Source organism: Clostridioides sp. ES-S-0123-01 (assembly GCF_020658415.1).
Lineage (GTDB): Bacteria > Bacillota > Clostridia > Peptostreptococcales > Peptostreptococcaceae > Clostridioides.
This window is the reverse complement of the sequence record NZ_JACVWD010000002.1, coordinates 397,705-421,783: the sequence shown is the minus strand read 5'-3', so window position 1 is coordinate 421,783 and position 24,079 is coordinate 397,705. Positions and strand designations below refer to the sequence as shown.

The window sequence follows — 24,079 nt, the reverse complement described above, 5'->3', positions numbered from 1 at the left end:
ATGAAGAAATTAGTAGTTAGAGCAGATGATATAGGTTATTCAGAAGGTATTACACTTGGAATAATATCTTCTTATAAAAATGGTATTGTTACAAGTGCAGGAATAATGGTGAATATGCCATTTTCAAGACAGGCTATAGAAATGGTAAAGAATGATGATATATGTTTTGGTTTACATGTTAACATAGTAATAGGAAAACCTTGTTGTAAAGATAATACTAAGATAAAGAGTTTGTTAGATAATGATGGAAAATTTGTTTCTAGTAAAATAAGAAGAGAGCAATTATTAAGGGAGAAAGTGGTTTTTAATTATGATGAAGTATATGAAGAAGTTTGCGCTCAAATTGAAACCTATAAAGAGTATATGAATAGATTGCCTGAATATATTGATATACATGGAATAGAAGAAGGTGTCTCAATATCAGCAATGTGTAAAGCTGCAAAAGAATATGGTATACCAAGTTGCCCTTATTATTTAGATTCAAATATTAGTATGCCTAGTAAATATACTCAGAATGATTTTTACAAGTTAGATAAATCTTTTGTTAAGTTATTTGAAGAAAAATATATAAATTTAGATAGAGATATAACACTAATGGTTACTCATCCAGGATTTATAGATTATAATCTTATAAAATCTTCTTCTCTTGTCCAAGAACGAGTATATGAACATGCAATGCTATGTGATAAAGATGTCAGAGATTGGTTAAAGAAAAATAATATTGAGTTAGTGGATTTTAGGAAGCTCATAAAGGCAGACAATAAAATCTAAAAACTGTGTTACCTAAGGAATAATAATAATTAAATCTGGAAGCTATGTTATTTAAAACAGGTTGATGACTAAACCTAAAAAATAGATTATCTAAGATATTGATTAAAAATTAATACTTGAAATAAAATGTGTATTTTCTTAAAGAATAAGGATAATAAATATAATGTATTTATCATTTTTACTGGAAGTGCACATTTTTTATGTATAATAAAAGATATAATAAGCATGAAAACATTATGTTATATAAGGATAAGGAGTGGATAAAAATGAAAGTATTAATTTCTATAGATTCCTTGAAAGGAAGTTTATCTTCAATCGAGGCAGCAAATGCAATAAAAAAAGGAATATTAAAAGTAAAAAAAGATTCAAAGATAAAGATATTGCCACTTGCAGATGGTGGGGAAGGGACAGTAGATGCTTTAGTTCAAGGAATGAATGGTAAAAAAGAAACTATAGAAGTCACTGGACCAATAATTACAAAAGTAAATGCGACATATGGATTATTAAAAAGTACAAATACAGTGATAATAGAAATGGCTCAAGCATCAGGACTAACATTAGTTCCAACTGAACTTAGAAATCCTTTAAATACAACAACTTACGGTGTTGGAGAAATAATAAAGGAAGCGATAAACAAAGGCTATAGAAACTTTATAGTTGGAATAGGAGGAAGTGCTACTAATGATGCTGGGGTAGGTATGCTTCAAGCTTTAGGGTTTGAGTTTTATGATAAAAACAACGAATTAGTAGGATTAGGTGGAAAAGTTTTAAATGAAATAAGAAATATAAAAGTAGATAATAGATTAAAAGAATTAGATGAGTGCAATTTCAAGATAGCTTGTGATGTAAACAACCCATTGTTTGGAAAAAATGGAGCAGCGTACATATATGGACCTCAAAAAGGTGCAACACCAGAAATAGTTGAACAATTAGATAATGGACTTAGAAATTTTTCCAAGGTAGCTAAAAGTAACCTAAATAAAGATGTATCTAATGTAGAAGGTGTAGGAGCAGCAGGTGGATTAGGATTTGCATTTTTAGCATTCTTAAATTCAAAATTAGAATCAGGAGTAAAAATAATATTAGATGAAATCAAATTAGAAGATGAGATAAAATATGTAGACCTTGTTATAACTGGAGAGGGCAGATTAGACAATCAAACTGCTATGGGTAAGGCACCAATAGGAGTTGCAAAGATGGCTAAAAAATATGGGGTAAAGGTAATAGGTTTGGCAGGAGCAACGACAGAAGATGCAGTTAAGTGTAATGAAGAAGGGATAGATGCTTATTTTTCTATAGTAAATAGGGCTATGACAATTGAAGAAGCAATGGATAAAGAAACTGCAAGTAATAATATGACTGCTACAACAATACAAATATTTAATCTTATAACTAGTATACAGCAGTCAAACAATAAGTCATATTAAAAATAAGATATATTTAGTAAAAAAGAGAGCTGTCACATATAAATTTAGATTTTTTTAGGAGTGTGACAGCTTATTTATTTTGCATTAATAATTTTAATAATATGTTTTGTGAATAAATTAATGACTTTAGATATTTTGAATAAGATAAGCTATTCTATTCATAAAACTACTATAACTATCTGCTTTAGTAAGTTCCTTTACATTACTCCACTCAGATAGTATCTCAATGAAACTTTCAAATATGTAATTAAATCTTTCTTTTTCTTTTTCGTTTATAGGTATCATGGCTATAATTTGAACTTTTTCCTCTCCCCATTTAACCGGTTTATCGTTTACAATTAAACAGACTCCAGTTTTTAAAGCATTCATTTTCATACTATGAGGAATTGCTACGTTGTTATTAAACGCAGTTGAGGACATATTTTCTCTTATAAGAACATCATCTATATAGTTGGTTTCAACATATTTATTTTCATATAGTACATTTCCCATAAATCTTATATAATCTTTAGCACTATCTAAATATATGTTTTTCATAAATAAAGACTCACTGAAGTACATTTCTAAATGATTTTGTACAGTAAGTATATTTTTTCTCTCCTTAATTTGAATAAATTTACTTTGAATATTGTCATAATCTTTTCTGTTTGGATAAGGATTTATATAGACAAAAGGTAGAGCACATCTATCACTAATTGGTAAGGTAGTAATAACCATATCTACTTTGCTATCAAAGTCTAGATTATGAGTGTCTGAAAAAATCTGAATAACTTCTATAGATTCATTAAATCTCTTTTCAAGGTCTCTCACTATTTTGAGTTGTAAGTCATAGTAATTTGGAGTAATTAATGCACAGAGAACTTTATCCTCTAGTAGTTTTTGCCTATCAAAAAATGAGCCTACATGAAGAGATATATATGATATCTCATCTTCATCTATTTTTATATCTTCTAAAATTTGAATTTGATTACAAATATAAACAGAAATATCATATATTAGGGGATAGGAATCTTTTAACTTTTGAGGTATTTGATTTCTCAAAACTTGATTATTATTAGCCCTACTTACTAAGTTTTTTACATGAAGAGTGAATCTTACAACGAATTCATCATCAGATAAATCTATAAAATATAAATCATATACATTTTTAATTATTTTTTTAGTTAAATCAACAAAATGTTCATTTATATAATTAGATAATGATTTAGTATCCATTTGATGGTAGTTTAAGACTGTGGTTTTATTTGTTAATTGAAATACTAAGTAGTATAGTTCTGCACTAGTTAAAGCTATATCGTATTCAGACTCTAAAAAGTTCGATATATCTTTTGCTATATTTATATCTATATTATTGTCTATGTAGTTTACTACTTCACCTGACTCTATATAGTTATTCTTTTTTATTCTATCTATGGTTATCATTAGATGAAGAAGTATGTTATTTATAGCATATTCATTTATAAATAAATTGTACTTTTTTAATATATGTATTACATTTTCCTTTAGTTTAGTTAGATTATATTCCTGATATATTTTTTGAACATCAAATAAACTTAAAAAGTCACTTCCTGTCTCTTTAAATATTATAGAACTCATTAATTTTCGTTTTGAAGACTCATCTCCAACTAGTTTTAGTAAAAATCTTGATTGTTTTATCTTTAAATTATAATTTTCTATAAATTTATTAGCTTTGACTATATCACCTTCAATGGTTGCTGAGCTAACAAATAATTCTTCACTTAAATCAAATATATTAATTCCATTGCTGTTAATGATAAGTTCTTTTAAAATTAAATTTAACCTATTAGCAGGTGATGCATTTTTTGAACTATCAATTTTAGTTTGACAACTATTATTAAGATTTACTTTATATCCTTTTTTAGAGGACAATATAATTTCACCAGTAGAATTAATTTCATTTACATATTTTCTAATTGAACGTGTTGATACGTTAAGATAATTAGCTATTGTAGATGAATCTATCCAATCATGTTGCGTTTTTATGAAATTTAAAAATAACTCTTTTTTAGATGTTTTCATCAATATCCCCTCGCATAGTTTTTAAAATAAAATCTGTATGATATGATATATTGTATAATTGAATGTACGTATTGTAAAGTACATTATACTATATATTAACATGTCTAGTTAAGAGTAAATGATTTCCTATTGTTAGGAAATATATTTATGTTAAAGGAAGCTATTTAGGAAGTACAATATAAATATAATCAAATAAAAATCAAAAAAATTCATTAAGAAGTAAGTTGGAAGTAAATTAATGAATGAAGATATTGGAGGTATTATTATGAAAAATATAAGAGTGTTATTAGCATGTGGTTCAGGAGCGAGTACAGGGTTTATGGCAACTAGCATGAGAAAGAGTGCAAAGAAAAATGGGATAGAAGCAGATATAAAAGCTAGAAGTGAGTCAGAAATAGATAAATATTTACCAGAGATAGATTGTTTATTATTAGGGCCACATCTAGACTATATGAAAGATGAGATTCAAAAAAGAGCAGATGAGTATAATGTTCCAGTAGCATGTATATCTAAAGTTGCATATGGGAGATTAGATGGTGCAAAAGCTTTAGAAGAAGCACTAGAGCTAATATCAAATAAATAAAATATTTATAGGGAGATTATTTATGAATAAATTTATAGATTTTTTAAGCGAGAAGTTCACACCTGCTGTAAATAAGATAACTAAAAATGTGTGGATACAATCAGTTCAATCAACCATAATGAAGGTTTTACCAATGGTATTTGTAGGTTCTTTGGTAACTATAGTTTCTGTTTTGAAAAATTACATAAGTTTTTTACCTGATTTAAGTCCAATAAATCAATATACATTTGGACTTTTAGGATTATTTATAGCATTTTTATTACCTATGGAAATAATGAAGAATAAGAAATTTGAAAATATGAGTGTCGTTGCAGGTCTTGCTGGTGCAGGATTAATGTTAATGATGATTCGTCCAGAGATTACAGAACAAGGAGCTATATTTAACTTTAATAGATTCGGAGGAGAGGGGATGCTTGTGGCGCTGGTTGCAGGTTTATTCTCTGGATTAATAATGTCTTTATTTGGTTCTTTTTCATTTTTCGGTGAAGATTCAGCACTTCCTGATTTTGTAAGTAAATGGTTTGATAGTATGTTACCTATAGCAGTAATAATGTCTATAGGTTGGGTATTAATTTATGGACTCAATTTTGATATGTTTGAAATAATAGTTAAAATCTTCAAGCCAGTATCAGATATAGCACAAACATTACCTGGTTTTGTACTATTAAACTTCTTAGTAGTATTTTTATATTCTTTAGGTATAAGTGGTTGGGTGTTATCTCCAATAACTTATGCAATTCAGCTTAGTGCAATTGCAGCTAATGCAGCAGCTGTAGCATCCGGTGGTGTGGCAACCAACATATATACTTATGAAGTTATTCAAACAGGTTGGATAACTTTAGGAGGATGGGGAGCAACATTACCACTAGTTTTAATGATGTGTTTATCCAAGGCTGGAAGAATCAAAGCAATAGGAAGAGCATGTGTTGTTCCATCAATAATGAATATAAATGAGCCAGTAATGTTTGGAGCTCCAGTAGCATGGAATCCATTCTTAATGCTACCTATGTGGATAGGAACAATAATAATATCAATAACTACTTACTTATCAATGAGTCTGGGGTTTGTTACAATCCCAAGTAAAGTATTTAATTTATGGTATCTTCCTTTTGGAATATCTACTTTTATGATAAATGAAGATGTTAGAGGATTAATTGTTCTAGCAATAAATATAATATTACTATTTATGATATGGTATCCATTCTTTAAAGCATATGAAAAAGAAGAATTAAAGTTGGAGAGTCAGGAAGCTTAAATTTAGATATTGAAAGGAAATTATAAATATGACAATTGAAGAACAGATAATAGATGAAGAGTTAATAGAAGTAGCAATGCAAATAATACTTCGTGCAGGAGAAGCTAGAACCGAAATTAAGCAAGCTCTTAGTGATTTGGAAAAGTTTGACTACAAAAACGCTGATATAAGATTATCTAAAGCAAAAGAGTTTATGACAGAAGCACATAGAGCTCAGACCAATATTATACAAGGAGAAGCTGGAGGAGAAAAAAGAGAGCATTCATTATTATTTGCACATGCTCAGGATACTCTTATGACAATATTTAGTGAATTAAATATAGCTATGTCTTTAGTAGGAATAGTAAAGTCTATAGACGATAAGGTAAATAGTATAAATAATATATAAAATAAGGAGTGATTAATTTGAGTAAGTTTCCTAAAGGTTTTTTATGGGGTGGAGCTGTAGCAGCTAACCAACTAGAGGGTGCTTGGAACGAAGGTGGTAAAGGGTGGTGTTTAGCTGATGTACATATATATGATAAAGATAGAGATATATCTGAACATTACGAGTCTGATATGACTATAGACAAAATAAAGTTCGCTATGGAAGATAAGGAAGGTTATTATCCTAAGCGTAGTGGAATAGACTTTTATCATACATATAAAGAAGATTTAAAACTTTTAAAGGAATTAGGATTAAAATGTTTTAGATTCTCTATAAACTGGTCTAGAATATTTCCAAATGGAGATGACTTAGAGCCTAACGAAGAGGGGTTAAAGTTTTATGATAATCTTATAAATGAAGTAATTAATAATGGTATGGAGCCTATTGTAACACTACTTCATTATGAAACTCCTTTAAATTTGACATTAAAGTATAAAGGCTGGACTAATAGAAAAGTAGTAGATTTCTTTGTTAGATATGCAGAATTAATGTTAAGTAGATATAAAGATAAGGTTAAATACTGGATAGCTATCAATCAAATAAACTTAATGTATCATGAATCATTTAACTCAGTTGCATTTTGTGTAGACCAAGTAGATAACATAGAACAAGCTAAATATCAAGCTATACATCATCAGTTTATGGCTACAGCTCTAACTAAGAAGCTTGGAAAAGAAATAAATTCAGATATGATGATAGGTATGATGATGGCAGATTGTACATCTTATCCAGAAGATTGTGACCCTGAAAATGTAGTATTTGCTTTAAAAAGAAATAGAATACAGTATTTCTTTACTGATGTAAGTTTTAGAGGAGAGTATCCAACTTATATTAAGAGATTTTTTACAGAAAATAATATAAATATAGTTATGGAAGAAGGGGATGAAGAAGTATTAAAAGAAAATACCATGGACTTCCTAGCTCTATCATATTATTATTCTACAACAGTGTCAGCAAGTAAAAATACTATGAATCCAATTGATAATATAAAAAATCCATACTTAAAAGCAAATCCTTGGGGATGGGCAATTGACCCAAAAGGGTTATATAATACTTTGTCTCAATACTATGATAGATATCAAAAACCAATAATGATAGCTGAAAATGGATTTGGGATGCATGATAAATTTGAAGATGGAAAAATTCATGATAGCTACAGAATAGATTATTTAGGAAAGCATATAGAGCAAATAGGTGAAGCTATAGCTGATGGAACTGAAATATTAGCTTATTGCATGTGGTCACCAATAGATATAATAAGTTGTTCGTCTCAAGAAATGGAAAAAAGATATGGGTTTATATATGTAGATATAGATAACAATGGAAATGGAAGTAGAAAACGTTATAAAAAAGATAGTTTTGAGTGGTATCAAAATGTAATAAAGAGCAATGGAGAAGAACTAAAATAAAAAGCAAATAGTTTACAAATATGAATAATCCCTCCTATAAAACTATATTATTAATATAGTTTTATAGGAGGGATTATAATTATAAATAAGGTGGTTTTATTAATTATGAATATCAAAAGTTTTATAAAAAAGTTTATGTCTATATTTTTAATTATAAATATGTTAGGGTGTGGAATATCTCTTATACTTCAGTCAGGTCTTGGCAGTGATGCAATTACACTTTTAAACGAAGGTATACACTTAAAGCTAGGTGTAAATTATACAGTAGCAGGGTTAATATATAATGGAATTTTACTATTGCTAGCATTGTTACTGAATAAAAAAGGATTGGGATTAGGAAGTTGTGTTTATGTACTATTAGCAGGGGCATTTATAGATTTATATACATACTTGTTATTGAATTTTAATATAGAGAGTTTAGATATTATCATTAGAAACATAAGTTTTCTCATGGGTCATATACTTATGTGTGGTGGATTTGCAATGCTTATAAAGTTTGATATAGGAATGAGTCCCTTAGATGCAATATTAATCCATATTGAAAATAATTTTAACTATTCATATAAAGTCTTGAAAACTATAACAGATATATTATTTTTAATTTTAGGTGTATTTTTGGGTGGAAATTTAGGATTTGGAACTTTATTTTCGATACTATGCACAGGAACTACAATTTCAATTTTTAGTAAATTAATTTCTACTAGTAAAAAAGTATACTTTTCAAATATATAAATTGATATTTGAATGAGTAGGATATATGTATATGAATTGTATTTAATAATTTAAGCTACTTGAAGGCTGAAAGAATTGTAATTACTCAATCTTAGTGATTGATTAATTACTTTTTTATTGCAAAATAACCTAGTAATAACAGAATAAATTAAAGTACAGAGCTATAATATTCTAAATTTATATTTATAGACATTGACTAAATCATAATTGTGTATAAAAATAAGTAGTTAAGAGGTAATATATTATAATATGCGATAAATTTAGACAAACAAAAGTATATACAAGGAGAGCGAAAATATGATAATTGAGTTAAACAAAAGAAATTCTGAAAATCTAACGAAAACGGAAATGGAAATAATTAAATTTATAAATCAAAATGAGTCAATATTATCAGAATTGTCCATAGTAGAGATTGCTCATGAAACATATTCGTCTCCAGCAACTGTTTCAAGAGCAATTAGAAAATGTGGCCTAAATGGATTTAATGAACTTAGATACAGGTTGACAGTAAAAGATGAAAATAATGATATACACAATATGGGGGATATAATAAACAAGTCTTTTATAGAAGCACAACGAGTTATAGAACAAATATCCTTAACTACACTAATTAATATAATAAAAACTATAAATGAATCTAGTAAGATATACGTCTTAGCAAGAGGTCTTACTGAATATGTAGCAAAAGAGTTTAGCCTTAAGTTACAATTACTTGATTTTAATGTGTTTTTTATAAATGACCCTAATATAATGAAAATAAAATCTAAATCAATGAAAGAAGATGAACTTATAATCATATTTTCGTTGAATGGAAACACTAAAGAACTTGTAGAATCAGCACAAAATGCCAATTTAAGTGGAGCCAAAGTTATAACATGTTGTTGTAGTGAAAATGCAAAACTTATAAACTATTCCGATTTATATATTGTAGGATATAAACATTATCATATCTCAATCTCTGAGTATGAAGTGTCATCTAGGTTACCATTGTACATTATATCTAGGATAATTATAGATTATATGGTCAAATATAATAATTCTGAAAATTAAATTGAAAAAGTCTATGAAAATCTATTTTCTTTTTATGAAAAGATTTTCATAGACTTTTTTATTATAATGAAAACATACACAGCAGAAGCAAGGGGGAAGACAATGATATATACATTAACCACGAATCCAGCAATAGATATGAACATATCTACTAACGGTATAAAAAGTAAATTAGTAAATCGTACATCAAATGCTACATATTCTCCTAATGGAAAAGGTTTAAATGTGACGTTTGTACTAGGTCATTATGGTATAGAGTCAAAGATATTAGGTTTTTTTGGAGGATTCTCAGGAAAATATATAGTTGAAGAAAGTGAAAAGAAAGGGTTTGATGTACTACCTACCTGGGTAGAAGATACAACTCGTATAAATATATTTTTAAATGATGGAAATGATGAGTTTAAATTTGTAAACTCTGGGTCATATGTAAATGCAAAGCAAAAGCTAGAAATGATAGAGAAGATAGAGTCATTAGAAGATATAAATTACTTGTCAATAAGTGGAAGTTTACCACCTGGTATTGATGATAATTACTATGAAGATATATTTGAGATTTGTAAAAATAAAAATATAAAAACAATACTTGATATAAGTTCACCGAAATTAAAGGAGTTATTAGAATATAATCCATACTTGATAAAACCAAATGATGAAGAAATTAAAGATATATTTGGAATTATTGTAAGAGATGAAGAGGATATTAAGGATGTGCTTAAGTTACTACATTTGAAAGGAGCTCAAAATATATTACTAACCTTAGGAGAAAAAGGTTCTTATTTTTACAATGGAGAAGCAATTTATTATGCTAGTGCTCAACCAATTACAGTTGTTAGCTCTGCATGTGCTGGTGATTCTGCATTAGCTGCTTTTTTAAGTATATGGTTGGAAAATCCAGAAGATATTGAAGAAGCATTGAAAAGGTCTGCTGCAACGGGTGCAAGTGTGGCTGAAAGTAATGGTATCGGTAGTTTGGCGAATGTAGAAGATTACATAAAAAATATAAAAGTCAGAAAGGTGGTATAAAAATGGGGAGAAAGATAATCCTTGGGGTAACAGGTTGTCCAACTGGAATTGCACATACATTTATGGCAGAAGAAGCATTAAAAAAATCAGCTAAAGAATTAGGATGTGATATAAAAGTTGAAACAAATGGAGCCATAGGAGTAGAGAATAAATTAACAGCAAAAGATATCGAAATGGCAGATGCAATAATAGTTGCTTGTGATAAAAATGTTGATATGGATAGATTTAATGGAAAACCAGTAATAGAGGTGCCTGTAAAAGAAGGTATACACAAAGCTAGTGAGCTTATACAAAAGTGTATTGATGGTAAAGTAGCAGTTAGAAAGGGAAATACATCAAGTAGCAAATTTACAGAAGAAGGGAATTTGTCGTTTGGTCAAAAACTATATAAAGACTTAATGAATGGAGTATCTCATATGCTACCTTTAGTAGTAGCAGGCGGAGTTCTAACTGCTATATCATTTTTGTGGGGGATTTACTCATTTGACCCAAATTCAGAACAGTATAATCAGATAGCAGCTACATTAAAATCTGTTGGTGGATATTCTATGAATTTGATGGTTCCTGTATTAGCGGCGTTTATAGCTCAATCTGTATCAGGTAGACCTGGTATGTTGGCAGGGCTTGTTGGAGGAATGATATCGTTTGACACAGGTTCAGGGTTCTTAGGTGGAATTATATCGGGATTTTTGGCAGGTTATGCAGTTAAATTATTTGTGTACTTATTGAGAAAATTACCAAGACAGTTAGAAGGACTTAAATCTATTTTTATAATTCCTATAGTCAGTGTGGGTGTTGTTGGTATATCTATGTTGTTACTTGGGGGACCATGTTCAGCTCTTAACAATGCTATGATGAATTTCCTTTCAGGGTTACAGAACTCAAGTCCCATAATCTTAGGATTAGTAATAGGATGTATGTCAGCATTTGATATGGGAGGTCCAGTAAATAAAGCAGCATATGTGACTGGAACTATGCTTCTAGGTCAAGGAAACTACTTATTTATGGCAGGTGTATCTGCAGCTTGTATAACACCACCATTAGTAATAGCTATAGCATCTACTTTATTTAAAAATAGATTTACAGAAGAAGACAGAGCAGCAGGATTAATTAATTATATACTAGGTAGTACTCATATAACAGAAGGAGCGATACCTTTCGCGGCAAAGAACCCACTAAAAGTCTTGCCAGTACTTATGATTGCATCATCAATATCAGCGATTTTAACTTACATAATGAAAATAGAAGTACCAGCTCCACATGGAGGATTTTTAGTCTTAGGACTAGTAAATAAGCCACTTTTATGGGTAGGATGTATACTTGCAGGTTCATTAGTAGGAGCGATACTTTATATGATGGTTACACCTAAGGTATTAAATAACAATAATACTACAGAAAATACAGATGAAATTAAAAATGAAATTAAAAATGAAATTAAAAATGAAATTAAAAATGAAATTAAAAATGAAATTACAAAATCGGAAAACGTATCTAATAACATCTCTTTGTATAACGAAGAAACAGTAGTTTTAGATGTTAAAGGAAAAAATAAAACAGATGTAATTGATGAAATGGTTGAAATACTTGATAAATCAGGTGTTCTTTTAGATAAAAATAAATTTAAAAAAGAAATTCATAAGAGAGAAGAAATATCATCTACAGGTTTTGGTATGGGCATAGCGATACCACACGCAAAAACAGATGCAGTAAAAGTACCGCGAGTAGCAGTAGGTGTATCAAAAGAAGGGTTTGATTTTGAATCAGAGGATGGAAGCCCAGTACATCTTATATTTATGATAGCAGCTACAGACAATGGTGATAATTTACATTTAAAGACATTGTCTCAACTATCTGCAAAACTAATGGACGAAGAATTTTTAAATGAGTTAATAAATAGTAAGACAAGCATAGAAATAGTATCAAAATTAAATAATGAAGAAATTAAATCATTATAAATATATAGGAGGATGAATTATGGCATTAGTGACAACTAAACAAATATTATTAGATGCACAAGAAGGGCATTATGCAGTAGGAGCATTTAATGTTGAAAATATGGAGATGGTTATGGCAGTAATAGAAGCTGCTGAAGAACTTAAATCACCTGTAATACTACAGACAACACCTTCAACAATAAAGTATGCAGGATTGGATTATTATTTAGCAAATGTAAAGGTTGCATCAGAAAAGGCAAGTATTCCTGTGGCTATGCACTTAGACCATGGTTCAAGTTTTGGACTAGCAATGCAGGCACTTAGAGTTGGATATACTTCTATTATGATTGATGGTTCTCATGAAAGTTACGAAGATAATATATCAATATCTAAAGCTGTTGTAGATGCATGTACACCTTCAGATATACCTGTTGAAGCTGAATTAGGTAAAGTTGGAGGTAAGGAAGACGATTTAGATGGTGGTGATGGTGGAGCATATACAGACCCACTACAAGCAAAAGAATTTGTAGAGAGAACAGGGGTATCATCTTTAGCAGTAGCAATAGGCACAGCACATGGGTTATATAAAGGAGAGCCAAAGCTTGATTTAGATAGATTATCTGAGATTAGAGAGGTTGTATCAGTTCCATTGGTGTTACATGGTGGGTCTGGAATACCAGATGAAATGATTAAGGAGTCTATAAAAAGAGGAATTTGTAAGGTTAATTATGCAACAGAGTTAAGGATTGCTTATAGTAATGGGGTTAAGGATGTGCTTAATTCTGACCCAGAGGTAATTGACCCTAAGAAATATGGTAAAAAAGGTCTAGATTCAGTTAAAGAATTTGTTAAGAGTAGGATGGAAGTTTGTGGATGTGTAGGAAAAGCAGTAGGGGCAGTAGAGTACTGTTAATAAAATCTAATTATGAATAAAAATAAAGTAAGAGGTCTATAATAAACCTCTTACTTTATTTTATATATTTAAGAGGATAAGTGAGCAATTTGGAGGGATATGTATGGTAATTAGAAATAAATAAAAATACAACCACTTAATACAGATTTAGAATCTAAATTTATATTAAGAGATTGTATTTAATTAAATTAATACAAATATTACATAATTGAATCATTAATATTAAAATTAATGAAAAATGAAGTAGAAAATATTGTTATACAAATATATGTATATAAATTTATCATAATATTTAATAAATTAGATATGATATACAACTTATTAAGAAGAACTAGATGTACTTCTATTATATTGAGATATAAAACCTTTAGGCATTTTACTTATGAAATACACAACCATAATACAAGATAAAGGCTTGTCTACTATATTGCTAAGGATTCTTGGAAAGAATGCAGCAGTAAATATCTTCTGACCAGACTGAACTAAAAAACCGACCAATAAATCAGCACCACTTCCACTTAAACCACCAAACAATAAAAAATAAAAGTTAATGAAAATAAATTTATAATAATAATAATAGATATTCCATTATCAAGATTTTAAATACTATAAATAATATGGAGTCTCTAAAATAAACTTTAAGTATATAGAGCTTAAGTATATATGAAGTATTTATTATTTGTATGGTTTTTAATTTATTAGAATTATAGGGAAGACATATATTATAAATTTGAATATTAAGATTTTTTTGAGGGATAGTAGACAAACTATTCCTTATTTTTATAACTAAGAATAAGTGTTATATATGACAGCGAGGATAACAAGGGATTTGTTTATTTGTGAGTATTAGGTTATACAAAAGCTGTTATCTATAACTAAATTGGAAAATTATATCAAATTTTGGAAAACGATTGACAAAGAGAGCCAAATAAAGTATATTATTAGTAAGTTAGTTTAATGTACAAATAAATTGTATGCAAAGCTTAATATATAAAATTAAGATATTAGACTGAGTTATTTAATTTTAAAGTACATCAAAATGGAAGATTAAATTATCGATTTAGGAGGATGGCTGTGGTAAGAATATTTGAAGATTATATTGAAAAAAGATTTGACAATGAACTACTGCGAATAGAAGCATGGGGAAAAAATTCTTTACGTATTAGGTCATTTGTCGACCAAAATTTTATTGATGAAAATTATGCTCTTAATGAAAAACCTAAGTTGAATAAAGAAGATATTAAAATCGACAAGAGTGAAGATGGTAGTGTAAGTATTAAAAATGGAAAAGTAAAGGCTATCTTAGACCATAGAGATAGAATTACTTTTTATAATGATAAAAACGAAATATTGTTAAAGGAATTTATTAGATTAAGAGCTGTAAAACACGATGATGGTGGAGAAGACGTAGGAACCATTGAAATTACCAAAGACTTTAACTCCACACTTAAATTGAAATCAAGAGAATATAGACCAAGTTGTAATGGAGAATTTGAAGTAACTACTAGATTTGAGTCTAAACCTTGTGAAAAGGTTTTTGGGATGGGACAATACCAACATGAATTTCTAGATTTAAAGAATACCATTTTGGAGTTAGCCCAAAGAAATTCTCAAATATCAGTTCCTTATTATATTTCTAGCTTAGGTTATGGATTTTTATGGAATAATCCAGGGATTGGAAGAGTATCTTTTGCAAAGAACATAACAGAGTGGAAGATGTTTTCTACAAACTTTATAGATTATTGGATTACTTGTGGAGAAAGCCCAAAAGAGTTAAGTAAAAATTACTCTCAAGTTACAGGAACTGTACCTATGATGCCTGAAAACCTATTAGGGCTATGGCAAAGTAAATTAAGATATAGAACTTCAGAGGAAGTTTTGGATGTTGTGAAAGAATACTCAAAAAGAGGCATTAAACTTTCGTCAATTGCAATCGACTATTTTCATTGGCCTAAGCAAGGTGAATATAAATTTGACTTAGATTATTGGAAGAATCCTAAGGAGTTAATTGAAAAACTGAAAGAAGAGTATTCAGTAGAACCAATAGTATCTGTATGGCCTACAGTTCAAAGTGATGCAGAAAACTACAATGATTATTTAGAAAATGGATATTTAGTCAATGTTAATCGTGGTGTCAGAATGACAATGCAAATTCAAGGAAATACAGTATTTGTAGACATGACAAATAGAGATGCAAGGGACTATGTTTGGGATAGAATAGATAAAAATTATAAGCAACTGGGAATTGATTATTATTGGTTAGATGTAGCTGAACCTGGATATTCTGTTTATGATTTTGATAATTATAGATACAAAAAAGGAAATGTTTTAAGCTGTGGTAACATTTATCCTATTGATTATTTAAAAATGATTTATCATGGTTTACATGATGATACAGAGTCAGTTGTAACTCTTGTAAGAGGAGCTTGGGCAGGAGCTCAAAAGTATGGAGCTTTAGTATGGTCTGGTGATATTGATTCTAGTTTTGAGGCTTTTAATAATCAAGTAAATACAGGGTTAAATATGGGACTAGCAGGTATACCATGGTGGACGACAGATATTGGAGGTTTCCATGGAGGAAATCCTAACGACCCAGAATTTAGAGAACTTATGGTGAGATGGTTCCAATATGCTACTTTTTCACCAATTTTAAGAATGCATGGAGATAGATTGCCTCATAGCAAACCATTATCAAATAAAGGTGGAGGTTCAATGGTAACTGGAGCTCCTAATGAGATATGGTCTTATGGTGAAGACGTTGAAGTAATTCTTACAAAGTTCATCAAAATTAGAGAAAGTATAAAAACTTATTTATCAAAATTGATGAAAGAAGCTCATGAAGAAGGAACACCAATTATGAGAACTTTATTTTATGAATTTCCTGAAGATGATAAAACTTGGGAGATTGATAATACATATATGCTTGGAGATGAAATTTTGGTTGCTCCAATAATGAATTATAAAGATAGAAGTAGAAAAGTATATTTGCCAAAAGGATATACATGGGAGAATATCTTTAGTGGGGTTAGTTATGAAGGTGGAAAAACTTATGAAATTGAATGCCCACTTGAAGAAATTCCTATTTTCTTAAAGCAAAATTCTAAGCATAATTTTGAAGAACTAAAAAATATTTTGAGAGAGGTGAAATCATAATGGAGCCACAATTATGGCAATTATTATTAATCGTACTGTATGGATTTTTTATAAACTATGAAAAAAATTCAACAATGTTTGGTACATATCAACCAGTAACAGCAGGTTTTATTACTGGTCTTATCCTAGGTGATATAAACACAGGTTTATATATTGGAGGTACACTACAACTATTATCATTAGGTATTAGTAACTTTGGTGGAGCATCAATACCTGATTATCAAACAGCAAGTATAGTAGCTACATTTATAACTATTACAACTAAGCAAGAAGCATCTGTAGGAATTTCTATAGGTATCCCAGTTGCTTTATTGATGGTACAGTTAGATGTTCTTAGAAATACTATTGGTATATGGCTAGTTCATAAAGCAGAAGATGGAGCTAGAAAAGGAAATTATAAAAATATAACATATATGCAAATGTTAGGCGTATTATTAACAGCAGCTACAACAGGTATTCCAGTAGCTCTATCTGTAATATTTGGACCTTCTTTAATTAACACAATTTTAAAATATACACCTGAATGGTTAACAGGTGGTTTAACAGTAGCTGGAGGATTACTTCCAGCGGTAGGAATAGGATTATTACTTAGATACCTTCCTGCTAAGGAGTATTTTAGTTATTTAGTAATTGGTTTTGTTTTAGCAGTATATATGAAAGTACCATTGTTAGGTGTAGCTTTAATTGGAGGAGCGATTGCACTTATAATTTACAAAAAGAATGTAGAAAATCAAGCACAACATTATACTGTGGCAGGAGGTATGGATGAAGATGAGTGATAACGTATCAGTAAATAAATCAAATGAAAAAGTTAAAAAAAGTGTTCTATGGCGTTGGTTTTTCACTAGTTCTGTCTCTTCAAATTATGAGAAGATGCAAGCTTTAGCATATTGTTATGCAGTACTACCATTTCTAAAAGTAGTATACAAAGATAATCCAGAAAAACTTAAAAATGCTGTATTAAATCATTTACAATTTTTTAATACTAACCCATGGGTTGCACCTTATATTTTGGGTATTAATGTAGCTATGGAGGAATTATCAAGTGAAGACACTGAAGAGGCTGTTACCTCAATTAAAACAGGTTTGATGGGACCAGTAGCAGGTTTAGGAGATAGTTTATTTGTTGTTATTCCATGGACAATTTTTGGAGCAATAGCAGCTAATATGGCGATAGATGGAAGTCCATTTGGAATCCTGCTATGGATTGCAGTGAGTGTAGCGTTAAAATTATTAAGTATACCACTATTTAATGCTGGGTATACATCAGGTACTAAGCTAATATCTTCAATTGAAAAAAGTTTGAAGATTTTAACTGAAAGTACATCTATTTTAGGTTTAATGGTGGTAGGTGCATTGATACCATCTGTAGTAAAAGCTAATGTTGCTTTGAACTTTCAACAAGGCGACTTTACAATGAAAGGTCAAGAAATATTAGACCAAATTATGCCTGGATTAGTTCCTGCAATTTTAGTTTTAGTTGTGTATTGGGCTCTTAAAAAGAACATAAAGCCTATATACTTAATTTTAGGTGTAATGGTTGTTTCAATAATTTTATATGCATTAGGTATTTTAAAATAAGGAAAGGGTGATATTTAGATATGGAAATGAAAGGCATTAAAAATATTCGTATAGATGACCGTTTAATCCATGGTCAAGTTGCAACTATGTGGAGTAATAAATTAGGTGTTACAAGATTAATGGTAGTAAATGATGCAGTAGCTAATAATTCTGTTCAAAAACAAGTTCTAAGAATGGCTACACCTGCGGGAATAGCATCATCTATAATTACAGAAGAAACTGCCATAAAAAATATTACTGCTGGGAAGTATGAAGGACAAAATGTATTATTAATTGTCAAGTCTCCTGTTGACCTTATTCCATTTGTGGAGGCAGGATTAAAAATACATAATATAAATGTAGGAAATATGTCAAGTAGAAAAGATACAACAGTATTAAAACCTAATATCAGTGTTACAGAAGAAGAGAAGGAAGCATTTAGAAAACTCCTAGATGAAGGAATTGAAATTACAACTATAATGACACCTGATGACAAAAAAACTTATCTTGTAGATATTTTATAAAATTAGAGAGGTGTATTAAAGTGAATAGTATTATTTTGATGAGTCATGGAAATATGGCTGAAGAAGTTTTGAATTCTGCAAAAATGATAATAGGGGATACTATAAATTATCCTACTGTAAATATGAAACAGGATGATGGAATTGAAGGAACAATAAAAAAACTAAAAAAAGCTTTAGAAGTATATAAAGAAAGTTCAGAAATAACTATAATGGTGGATTTAATTGGTGGAACGCCATGTAATGCTGCTTTATTAGAGGCCAGTATTGATAGTAGAATTAAAATCATTTCAGGGTTAAATTTAGGTATGGTTATTGAATCAGCTTTTTCAGATGAAAAAGAATTAGCAGTAAAGTTAGAGAAGATAGGTAAAGACAATATTTCTATAGTTGAACCTACAATGAGTTTATTATCTGATGATGAATAGAAACTTTATATTAATATCTAATTAATGTACAACTTCTGAGAAAGAGAATATAAATAATCTTGTGTAAACTCCAGAATAAATTTAATTTTAGAATTTATACTTTAAAGGGGTTATGGCTGTGTAGTCATAACCCTTATTTAAGATTATTACCATCTTTATAAAAATAGCATCTATATAAAGCTATTCTTAATTTTTTTGACTTTAATAATGACTGTAACTAATATTTCATTAAGATGAATATTTAATCGATTTAATACTTTAGGTCAGGTTCTAAAACTTTGAATTCACTTATTATAATACTGGAAGTTATTAAATAAAGTGATTTATGAAGTGATTCATCTGTTGTAAATGTCGATTTAGATGTAGTTACCTTTTTCAGTGTTCCATTACAATTATAGTATAAGTAATGGGTTTGAATTCGTTTAGGTATTAAAAAATGTAACTAGCTTTTTAAGCTAGTTTTTAGATTACTCATTATAGTGTAGTTATTTTATCATTTATTTCGTTCATCAAAGTTAAATTTTGTATATTTAAAAAGCTCTTGATATTTACAGCAGAACCACCATATAGAGATGCCTCAGACCCTAATGATGAAATTTCTATATTTATACCTTTGTTAAAAGAACTAACTAACATATCTTTTGTAATCTGTAATATCTCAGGTATATCTCTAATTATTTGGCTATTTAAATAGATTATCTCAGGAGCATAGGTTGCAATAGCATTATTTATAGCTATTGATAAGTAACTGCAAAAATCCTTAATAACTTTTTTAGCATTTTGATTATTTGCATAGTATAGCTGTTTTACCATATTAGAATCCATCTTAGGGATATTTTCTAAAGAAGAAAGTTGCTCAAATACTTTTTTCTCTGAACAATATTGTTCTAAACATCCAAGGTTTCCACAAGGACAGGGTTTACCATTAGGCATGATAATAGTATGGCCAATTTCGCCGCTCATACCATTTCTACCATTATATAATTTATTGTTTATTATAATGCCTGAACCAAATCCACTGTGAATACTAAGACTAAGTAGTGAACTATGTATCGTTGAGAAAGTACTCTCGGCTAAAGCTGTTAAATTTGCCTCATTTTCTATATGAATAGGGAAGTCGTATTTTTCACCAAGGATACTATATAAATCAATCTCATTAAGATTATAATATGGAGTAAACAGTATTTTATTTTCACAAGTAATTCCATGTATAGCCAGAGTGAATCCTATTACATTATAAGGAGTATCTATTTTGGATATATTATAACTATTTATCACTTCATCTATTAGTTGTATGACATTATCTTTATTTATCTGTATATCTGTCAAATTCTTTGACTTTATAATAGTTCCATCTAAATAAGATAGAGAAGAGAATATATAGTCATATCCAATATCCATACTTAAAGAAATCCCTGCACATTTATTAAATACTAAAAGTATGGGTTTTCTTCCACCGCTATGAGTGCTATTTCCAATTCCTATTTCATGGACTAGAGATTCATCAATAAGTTTTTTGGTAATAGCAGATATAGTTGCTTTGTTTAATCCTATGGTAGAGGCGATACTCGCTCTAGAAATAGGACCATTTTTTATAATTTGTTCAAGTACCAATCTTTCATTCATTTCTCGAATAGTGTATTTATCAGTAACCAATTTGATATTCCTCCTTAAAATAATATTGTAATACTTTTTAGTTAAAAATAAAAGGTTATTTTGCATTGACAAAGATAATTAAATATTTTATTATTAGTTCATAAGTTAGTTTAATATACTAACAAAAATAAAGCAAGTAAAATATATCTAAACATAAAAAAATTGGAATAGGAAAACGATAATTATAAGTACTATCTCAAGGAGGGATTAAATTGGAGTATGTATTAGGTGTAGATATTGGTACATCAGGTACGAAAACTGTCTTATTTGATAAACTAGGAAATACTATAGAAAGCTGTACATATGAATATCCTCTTATACAAGAGAAATCAGGTTGGGCAGAACAGGATGCTAATGACTGGTGGAAAGCTGTAGTAGAATCTATAAGACATGTAATTCAAAGTTCAAATATAAGTAGTGAATATATAAAAGGAATTGGATTATCAGGACAGATGCATGGTCTAGTTATGCTAGATAAAGAAGGTAATACATTAAGAAACTCTATAATATGGTGTGACCAACGTACAATAAAAGAATGTGAAGAGATAACTGACTTAGTGGGAAAAGAAAGATTAATTGAAATAACTGCTAATCCAGCACTTACAGGCTTTACAGCATCAAAAATATTATGGGTTAGAAATAACGAACCTGATATTTACAAAAATACTAATAAAATACTTCTTCCAAAAGACTATATAAGATACAAGTTGACAGGAAAGTATGCTACAGAAGTATCAGATGCAAGTGGTATGCAGTTACTTGATATAAGTAAAAGAAATTGGAGTGATGAAGTACTTGAAAAGTTAAATATCGATAAAAACCTTTTAGGTAAAGTTTATGAATCTCAAGAAATAACAGGATATGTGACTAAAGAGGTAGCAGACTTAACAGGGCTTAAAGAAGGAACAATAGTTGTAGGAGGAGCTGGAGACCAAGCAGCAGGAGCTATAGGAAATGGAATAGTTGAAGAAGGGGTAGTTTCATCTACTATTGGCACATCAGGGGTGGTATTTGCATATACAAAAGAACCTAAAGTTGATAAAGAAGGTAGAGTTCATACTTTCTGTCACGCAGTACCAAATACATGGCATGTTATGGGTGTTACTCAAGGGGCAGGATTATCATTAAAATGGTTTAAGGATAATTTCTGTCAAAGAGAAATAGAAATTTCAAAATCTTTAGAGAAAGATGTATATGAAATTATAAATGGGCAAGTAAGTCAGGTATCATCAGGATGTAATGGATTACTTTACTTACCATATATGATGGGAGAGAGGACTCCTCATCTTGACCCTTATGCTAGAGGAGTGTTCTTTGGATTATCTCCAATGCACTCTAAAAAAGAAATGGCAAGAGCAATTATGGAGGGTGTTTCATACAGTTTAAAAGATTGTATGGATATAATACAAAGCCTTAATATAGACATTAATGAAGTAAGAGCCTCTGGAGGAGGAGGTAAAAGTAAAGTCTGGAGACAGATGCAGGCAGATATGTTTAATCAAGATGTATATACTATAAACTCAAGTGAAGGTCCAGCATTGGGAGTTGCAATTCTTGCACTAGTAGGGTCAGGAATATATGAAAATATACAACAAGCTTGCAATGTCATAATAAAAACTTCAACTAAGTTAGAACCAATAAATGAAAATGTGGACATGTACAAGAGATATCACAAATTGTATAAAAAATTATACAAGTCTTTAAAAGATGATTTTAAGATGTTAGATGAAGCAGTTAATTTTAAAGATAAATAATTAAAACAGGTTTAAACTAATAAAAAATATTACATACATCATATGTGTAAAACATTGGGAGGATATAAAATGAGTGAAATATTTAAAGGAATAGGACAAGTAAAATTTGAAGGAATAAATTCTGAAAATGAGTTAGCATTTAGATACTACAATCCTGAACAAGTAGTAGGAGATAAGACTATGAAAGAGCACTTAAGGTTTGCAATGAGTTACTGGCATACTTTATGTGGAGAAAGTAATGACCCATTTGGAGTAGGTACAGTAGATAGACCTTGGAATAACATGACAAATCCAATGGAAATAGCAAAGTTTAAAGTTGATGCAGGATTTGAATTTATGACTAAGATGGGAATTGAGTATTTCTGTTTCCATGATAGAGATATAGCTCCAGAAGGAAAAGATTTAGCTGAAACAAATAAAATATTAGATGAAATAGTTGAGTACATAAAACTTAAAATGAAAGAGACAGGTATAAAATTGTTATGGGGAACTGCTAATATGTTTGGTAATCCAAGATTTGTTCATGGGGCATCTACAACTTGTAATGCTGATGTTTACGCTTATGCAGCGGCTCAAGTGAAAAAGGCTATGGAAGTTACTAAGCATTTAGGTGGAGAAAACTTTGTATTCTGGGGTGGAAGAGAAGGTTATGAAACTTTACTTAATACTAATACAGAACTTGAAATGGATAACTTTGCAAGATTTCTAAAAATGGCTGTAGATTATGCTAAAGAAATTGGATTTACTGGACAATTCTTAATAGAACCTAAGCCAAAGGAGCCTACTAAACATCAATATGACTTTGATACTGCTACAGTTTTAGGATTCTTAAGAAAGTACAATTTAGATAAATACTTCAAAATGAATATAGAAGCAAACCATGCAACACTTGCAGGTCATACTTTCCAACATGAGTTAAATATAGCTAGAATAAACAATGTTTTAGGAAGTGTTGATGCAAATCAAGGAGATTTATTATTAGGATGGGATACAGACCAATTCCCAACAAATATATATGATGCAACACTTGCAATGTATGAAGTGTTAAAGCAAGGTGGAATAGCACCAGGTGGATTTAACTTTGACTCTAAAGTAAGAAGAGCATCTTTTGAAGTAGAAGATTTATTTTTAGCTTATATTGCAGGAATGGATACATTTGCAAAAGGATTATTAATAGCTCATAAATTATTAGAGGATGAAGTATTTGAAAACTTTACTAAAGGTAGATATGTAAGCTTTAGTGAAGGTATAGGTAAAGACATAGTAGAAGGTAAGGTTGGATTTAAGGAATTAGAAACTTATGCACTACAAATGTCAACTATAAAGAATAAGTCTGGGAGACAAGAAATGTTAGAAAACATACTTAATAGGTATATATATGAAGTTGATACAATTTGCAACAAGTAGTTGTATAGTTATGAATCTTAACTGATTAAATAAAAA

The 24,079-nt window shown here is 29.5% G+C and carries 21 protein-coding genes; 18 read left to right on the top strand and 3 right to left on the bottom strand.

Annotation, left to right across the window (positions count from 1 at the left end; all coding sequences use genetic code 11):
* Together IC175_RS05390 and IC175_RS05385 are read left to right on the top strand one after the other, a co-directional pair.
* Complete coding sequence (locus tag IC175_RS05390; protein WP_227851235.1) at nucleotides 1-771, top strand: ChbG/HpnK family deacetylase; 771 nt, start codon at nucleotides 1-3, stop codon at nucleotides 769-771.
* 266 nt (nucleotides 772-1,037) lie between these two features.
* On the top strand, nucleotides 1,038-2,198 hold the full coding sequence (locus tag IC175_RS05385; protein WP_227851234.1) for a glycerate kinase: 1,161 nt from the start codon (nucleotides 1,038-1,040) through the stop codon (nucleotides 2,196-2,198).
* A 126-nt stretch (nucleotides 2,199-2,324) separates the two neighbouring features.
* On the opposite strand, the gene IC175_RS05380 is transcribed toward IC175_RS05385, so the two are convergent.
* On the bottom strand, nucleotides 2,325-4,238 hold the full coding sequence (locus tag IC175_RS05380; RefSeq protein WP_227851233.1) for a PTS sugar transporter subunit IIA: 1,914 nt from the start codon (nucleotides 4,236-4,238) through the stop codon (nucleotides 2,325-2,327).
* A 265-nt stretch (nucleotides 4,239-4,503) separates the two neighbouring features.
* Here IC175_RS05380 and IC175_RS05375 point away from each other — a divergent pair, with 265 nt between their 5' ends.
* The 9 genes from IC175_RS05375 (at nucleotide 4,504) to gatY (ending at nucleotide 13,564) form a co-directional block, all read left to right on the top strand.
* Nucleotides 4,504-4,821 carry a PTS sugar transporter subunit IIB gene (locus IC175_RS05375; RefSeq protein WP_227851232.1) on the top strand — a complete coding sequence of 106 codons (318 nt, stop codon included), beginning with the start codon at nucleotides 4,504-4,506 and terminating at the stop codon, nucleotides 4,819-4,821.
* 22 nt (nucleotides 4,822-4,843) lie between these two features.
* Entirely contained in the window at nucleotides 4,844-6,076 is a 1,233-nt protein-coding gene (locus IC175_RS05370; protein WP_227851231.1) for a PTS transporter subunit EIIC, read from the top strand.
* 28 nt (nucleotides 6,077-6,104) lie between these two features.
* Complete coding sequence (locus tag IC175_RS05365) at nucleotides 6,105-6,464, top strand: PTS lactose/cellobiose transporter subunit IIA (RefSeq protein ID WP_227851230.1); 360 nt, start codon at nucleotides 6,105-6,107, stop codon at nucleotides 6,462-6,464.
* 17 nt (nucleotides 6,465-6,481) lie between these two features.
* Nucleotides 6,482-7,912: a glycoside hydrolase family 1 protein gene (locus IC175_RS05360; RefSeq protein WP_227851229.1), complete on the top strand. Its 1,431-nt coding sequence runs from the start codon at nucleotides 6,482-6,484 to the stop codon at nucleotides 7,910-7,912.
* Nucleotides 7,913-8,017: 105 nt separating this feature from the next.
* On the top strand, nucleotides 8,018-8,644 hold the full coding sequence (locus IC175_RS05355; RefSeq protein WP_227851228.1) for a hypothetical protein: 627 nt from the start codon (nucleotides 8,018-8,020) through the stop codon (nucleotides 8,642-8,644).
* A gap of 297 nt (nucleotides 8,645-8,941) precedes the next feature.
* The gene (locus IC175_RS05350) at nucleotides 8,942-9,694 is read left to right on the top strand and encodes a MurR/RpiR family transcriptional regulator (protein ID WP_227851227.1); all 753 of its coding nucleotides are present in this window, start codon (nucleotides 8,942-8,944) and stop codon (nucleotides 9,692-9,694) included.
* Between the two features lie 102 nt (nucleotides 9,695-9,796).
* Complete coding sequence (locus IC175_RS05345; protein ID WP_227851226.1) at nucleotides 9,797-10,717, top strand: 1-phosphofructokinase; 921 nt, start codon at nucleotides 9,797-9,799, stop codon at nucleotides 10,715-10,717.
* 2 nt (nucleotides 10,718-10,719) lie between these two features.
* Nucleotides 10,720-12,672 (top strand): PTS fructose transporter subunit IIABC, encoded by a 1,953-nt coding sequence (locus IC175_RS05340; RefSeq protein ID WP_227851225.1) that lies wholly within the window; start codon nucleotides 10,720-10,722, stop codon nucleotides 12,670-12,672.
* Nucleotides 12,673-12,691: 19 nt separating this feature from the next.
* Complete coding sequence (gatY, locus tag IC175_RS05335) at nucleotides 12,692-13,564, top strand: tagatose-bisphosphate aldolase subunit GatY (protein ID WP_227851224.1); 873 nt, start codon at nucleotides 12,692-12,694, stop codon at nucleotides 13,562-13,564.
* 321 nt (nucleotides 13,565-13,885) lie between these two features.
* Here the strand turns inward: gatY and IC175_RS05330 are convergent, their stop codons facing one another.
* Nucleotides 13,886-14,098, bottom strand: a complete 213-nt coding sequence (locus tag IC175_RS05330) for a hypothetical protein (RefSeq protein WP_227845992.1) — start codon at nucleotides 14,096-14,098, stop codon at nucleotides 13,886-13,888.
* A 534-nt stretch (nucleotides 14,099-14,632) separates the two neighbouring features.
* Here IC175_RS05330 and IC175_RS05325 point away from each other — a divergent pair.
* Genes IC175_RS05325 through IC175_RS05305 form a run of 5 tightly spaced genes read left to right on the top strand, consistent with a single transcriptional unit; the run spans nucleotide 14,633 to nucleotide 19,226 of the window.
* Entirely contained in the window at nucleotides 14,633-16,717 is a 2,085-nt protein-coding gene (locus IC175_RS05325) for a TIM-barrel domain-containing protein (RefSeq protein WP_255615809.1), read from the top strand.
* Nucleotides 16,717-17,496 (top strand): PTS mannose/fructose/sorbose/N-acetylgalactosamine transporter subunit IIC, encoded by a 780-nt coding sequence (locus IC175_RS05320; RefSeq protein WP_227481965.1) that lies wholly within the window; start codon nucleotides 16,717-16,719, stop codon nucleotides 17,494-17,496. Before IC175_RS05325 ends, IC175_RS05320 begins: the two co-directional genes overlap by 1 nt.
* Complete coding sequence (locus IC175_RS05315; protein WP_227835629.1) at nucleotides 17,483-18,298, top strand: PTS system mannose/fructose/sorbose family transporter subunit IID; 816 nt, start codon at nucleotides 17,483-17,485, stop codon at nucleotides 18,296-18,298. Before IC175_RS05320 ends, IC175_RS05315 begins: the two co-directional genes overlap by 14 nt.
* A 20-nt stretch (nucleotides 18,299-18,318) precedes the next feature.
* Nucleotides 18,319-18,801 (top strand): PTS sugar transporter subunit IIB, encoded by a 483-nt coding sequence (locus IC175_RS05310; protein ID WP_227481967.1) that lies wholly within the window; start codon nucleotides 18,319-18,321, stop codon nucleotides 18,799-18,801.
* A 20-nt stretch (nucleotides 18,802-18,821) separates the two neighbouring features.
* Nucleotides 18,822-19,226 carry a PTS sugar transporter subunit IIA gene (locus IC175_RS05305; protein WP_227851222.1) on the top strand — a complete coding sequence of 135 codons (405 nt, stop codon included), beginning with the start codon at nucleotides 18,822-18,824 and terminating at the stop codon, nucleotides 19,224-19,226.
* Between the two features lie 474 nt (nucleotides 19,227-19,700).
* Here IC175_RS05305 and IC175_RS05300 read toward each other — a convergent pair whose 3' ends face one another.
* Nucleotides 19,701-20,882, bottom strand: coding sequence for an ROK family transcriptional regulator (locus IC175_RS05300; RefSeq protein WP_227851221.1), 1,182 nt, complete (start codon nucleotides 20,880-20,882; stop codon nucleotides 19,701-19,703).
* Nucleotides 20,883-21,088: 206 nt separating this feature from the next.
* Between IC175_RS05300 and xylB the strand changes: the two genes are divergently transcribed.
* On the top strand, nucleotides 21,089-22,636 hold the full coding sequence (gene xylB / locus IC175_RS05295; protein WP_413927235.1) for a xylulokinase: 1,548 nt from the start codon (nucleotides 21,089-21,091) through the stop codon (nucleotides 22,634-22,636).
* A gap of 69 nt (nucleotides 22,637-22,705) precedes the next feature.
* Nucleotides 22,706-24,043: a xylose isomerase gene (gene xylA, locus IC175_RS05290; RefSeq protein WP_227835631.1), complete on the top strand. Its 1,338-nt coding sequence runs from the start codon at nucleotides 22,706-22,708 to the stop codon at nucleotides 24,041-24,043.
* Nucleotides 24,044-24,079 lie beyond the last annotated feature (36 nt).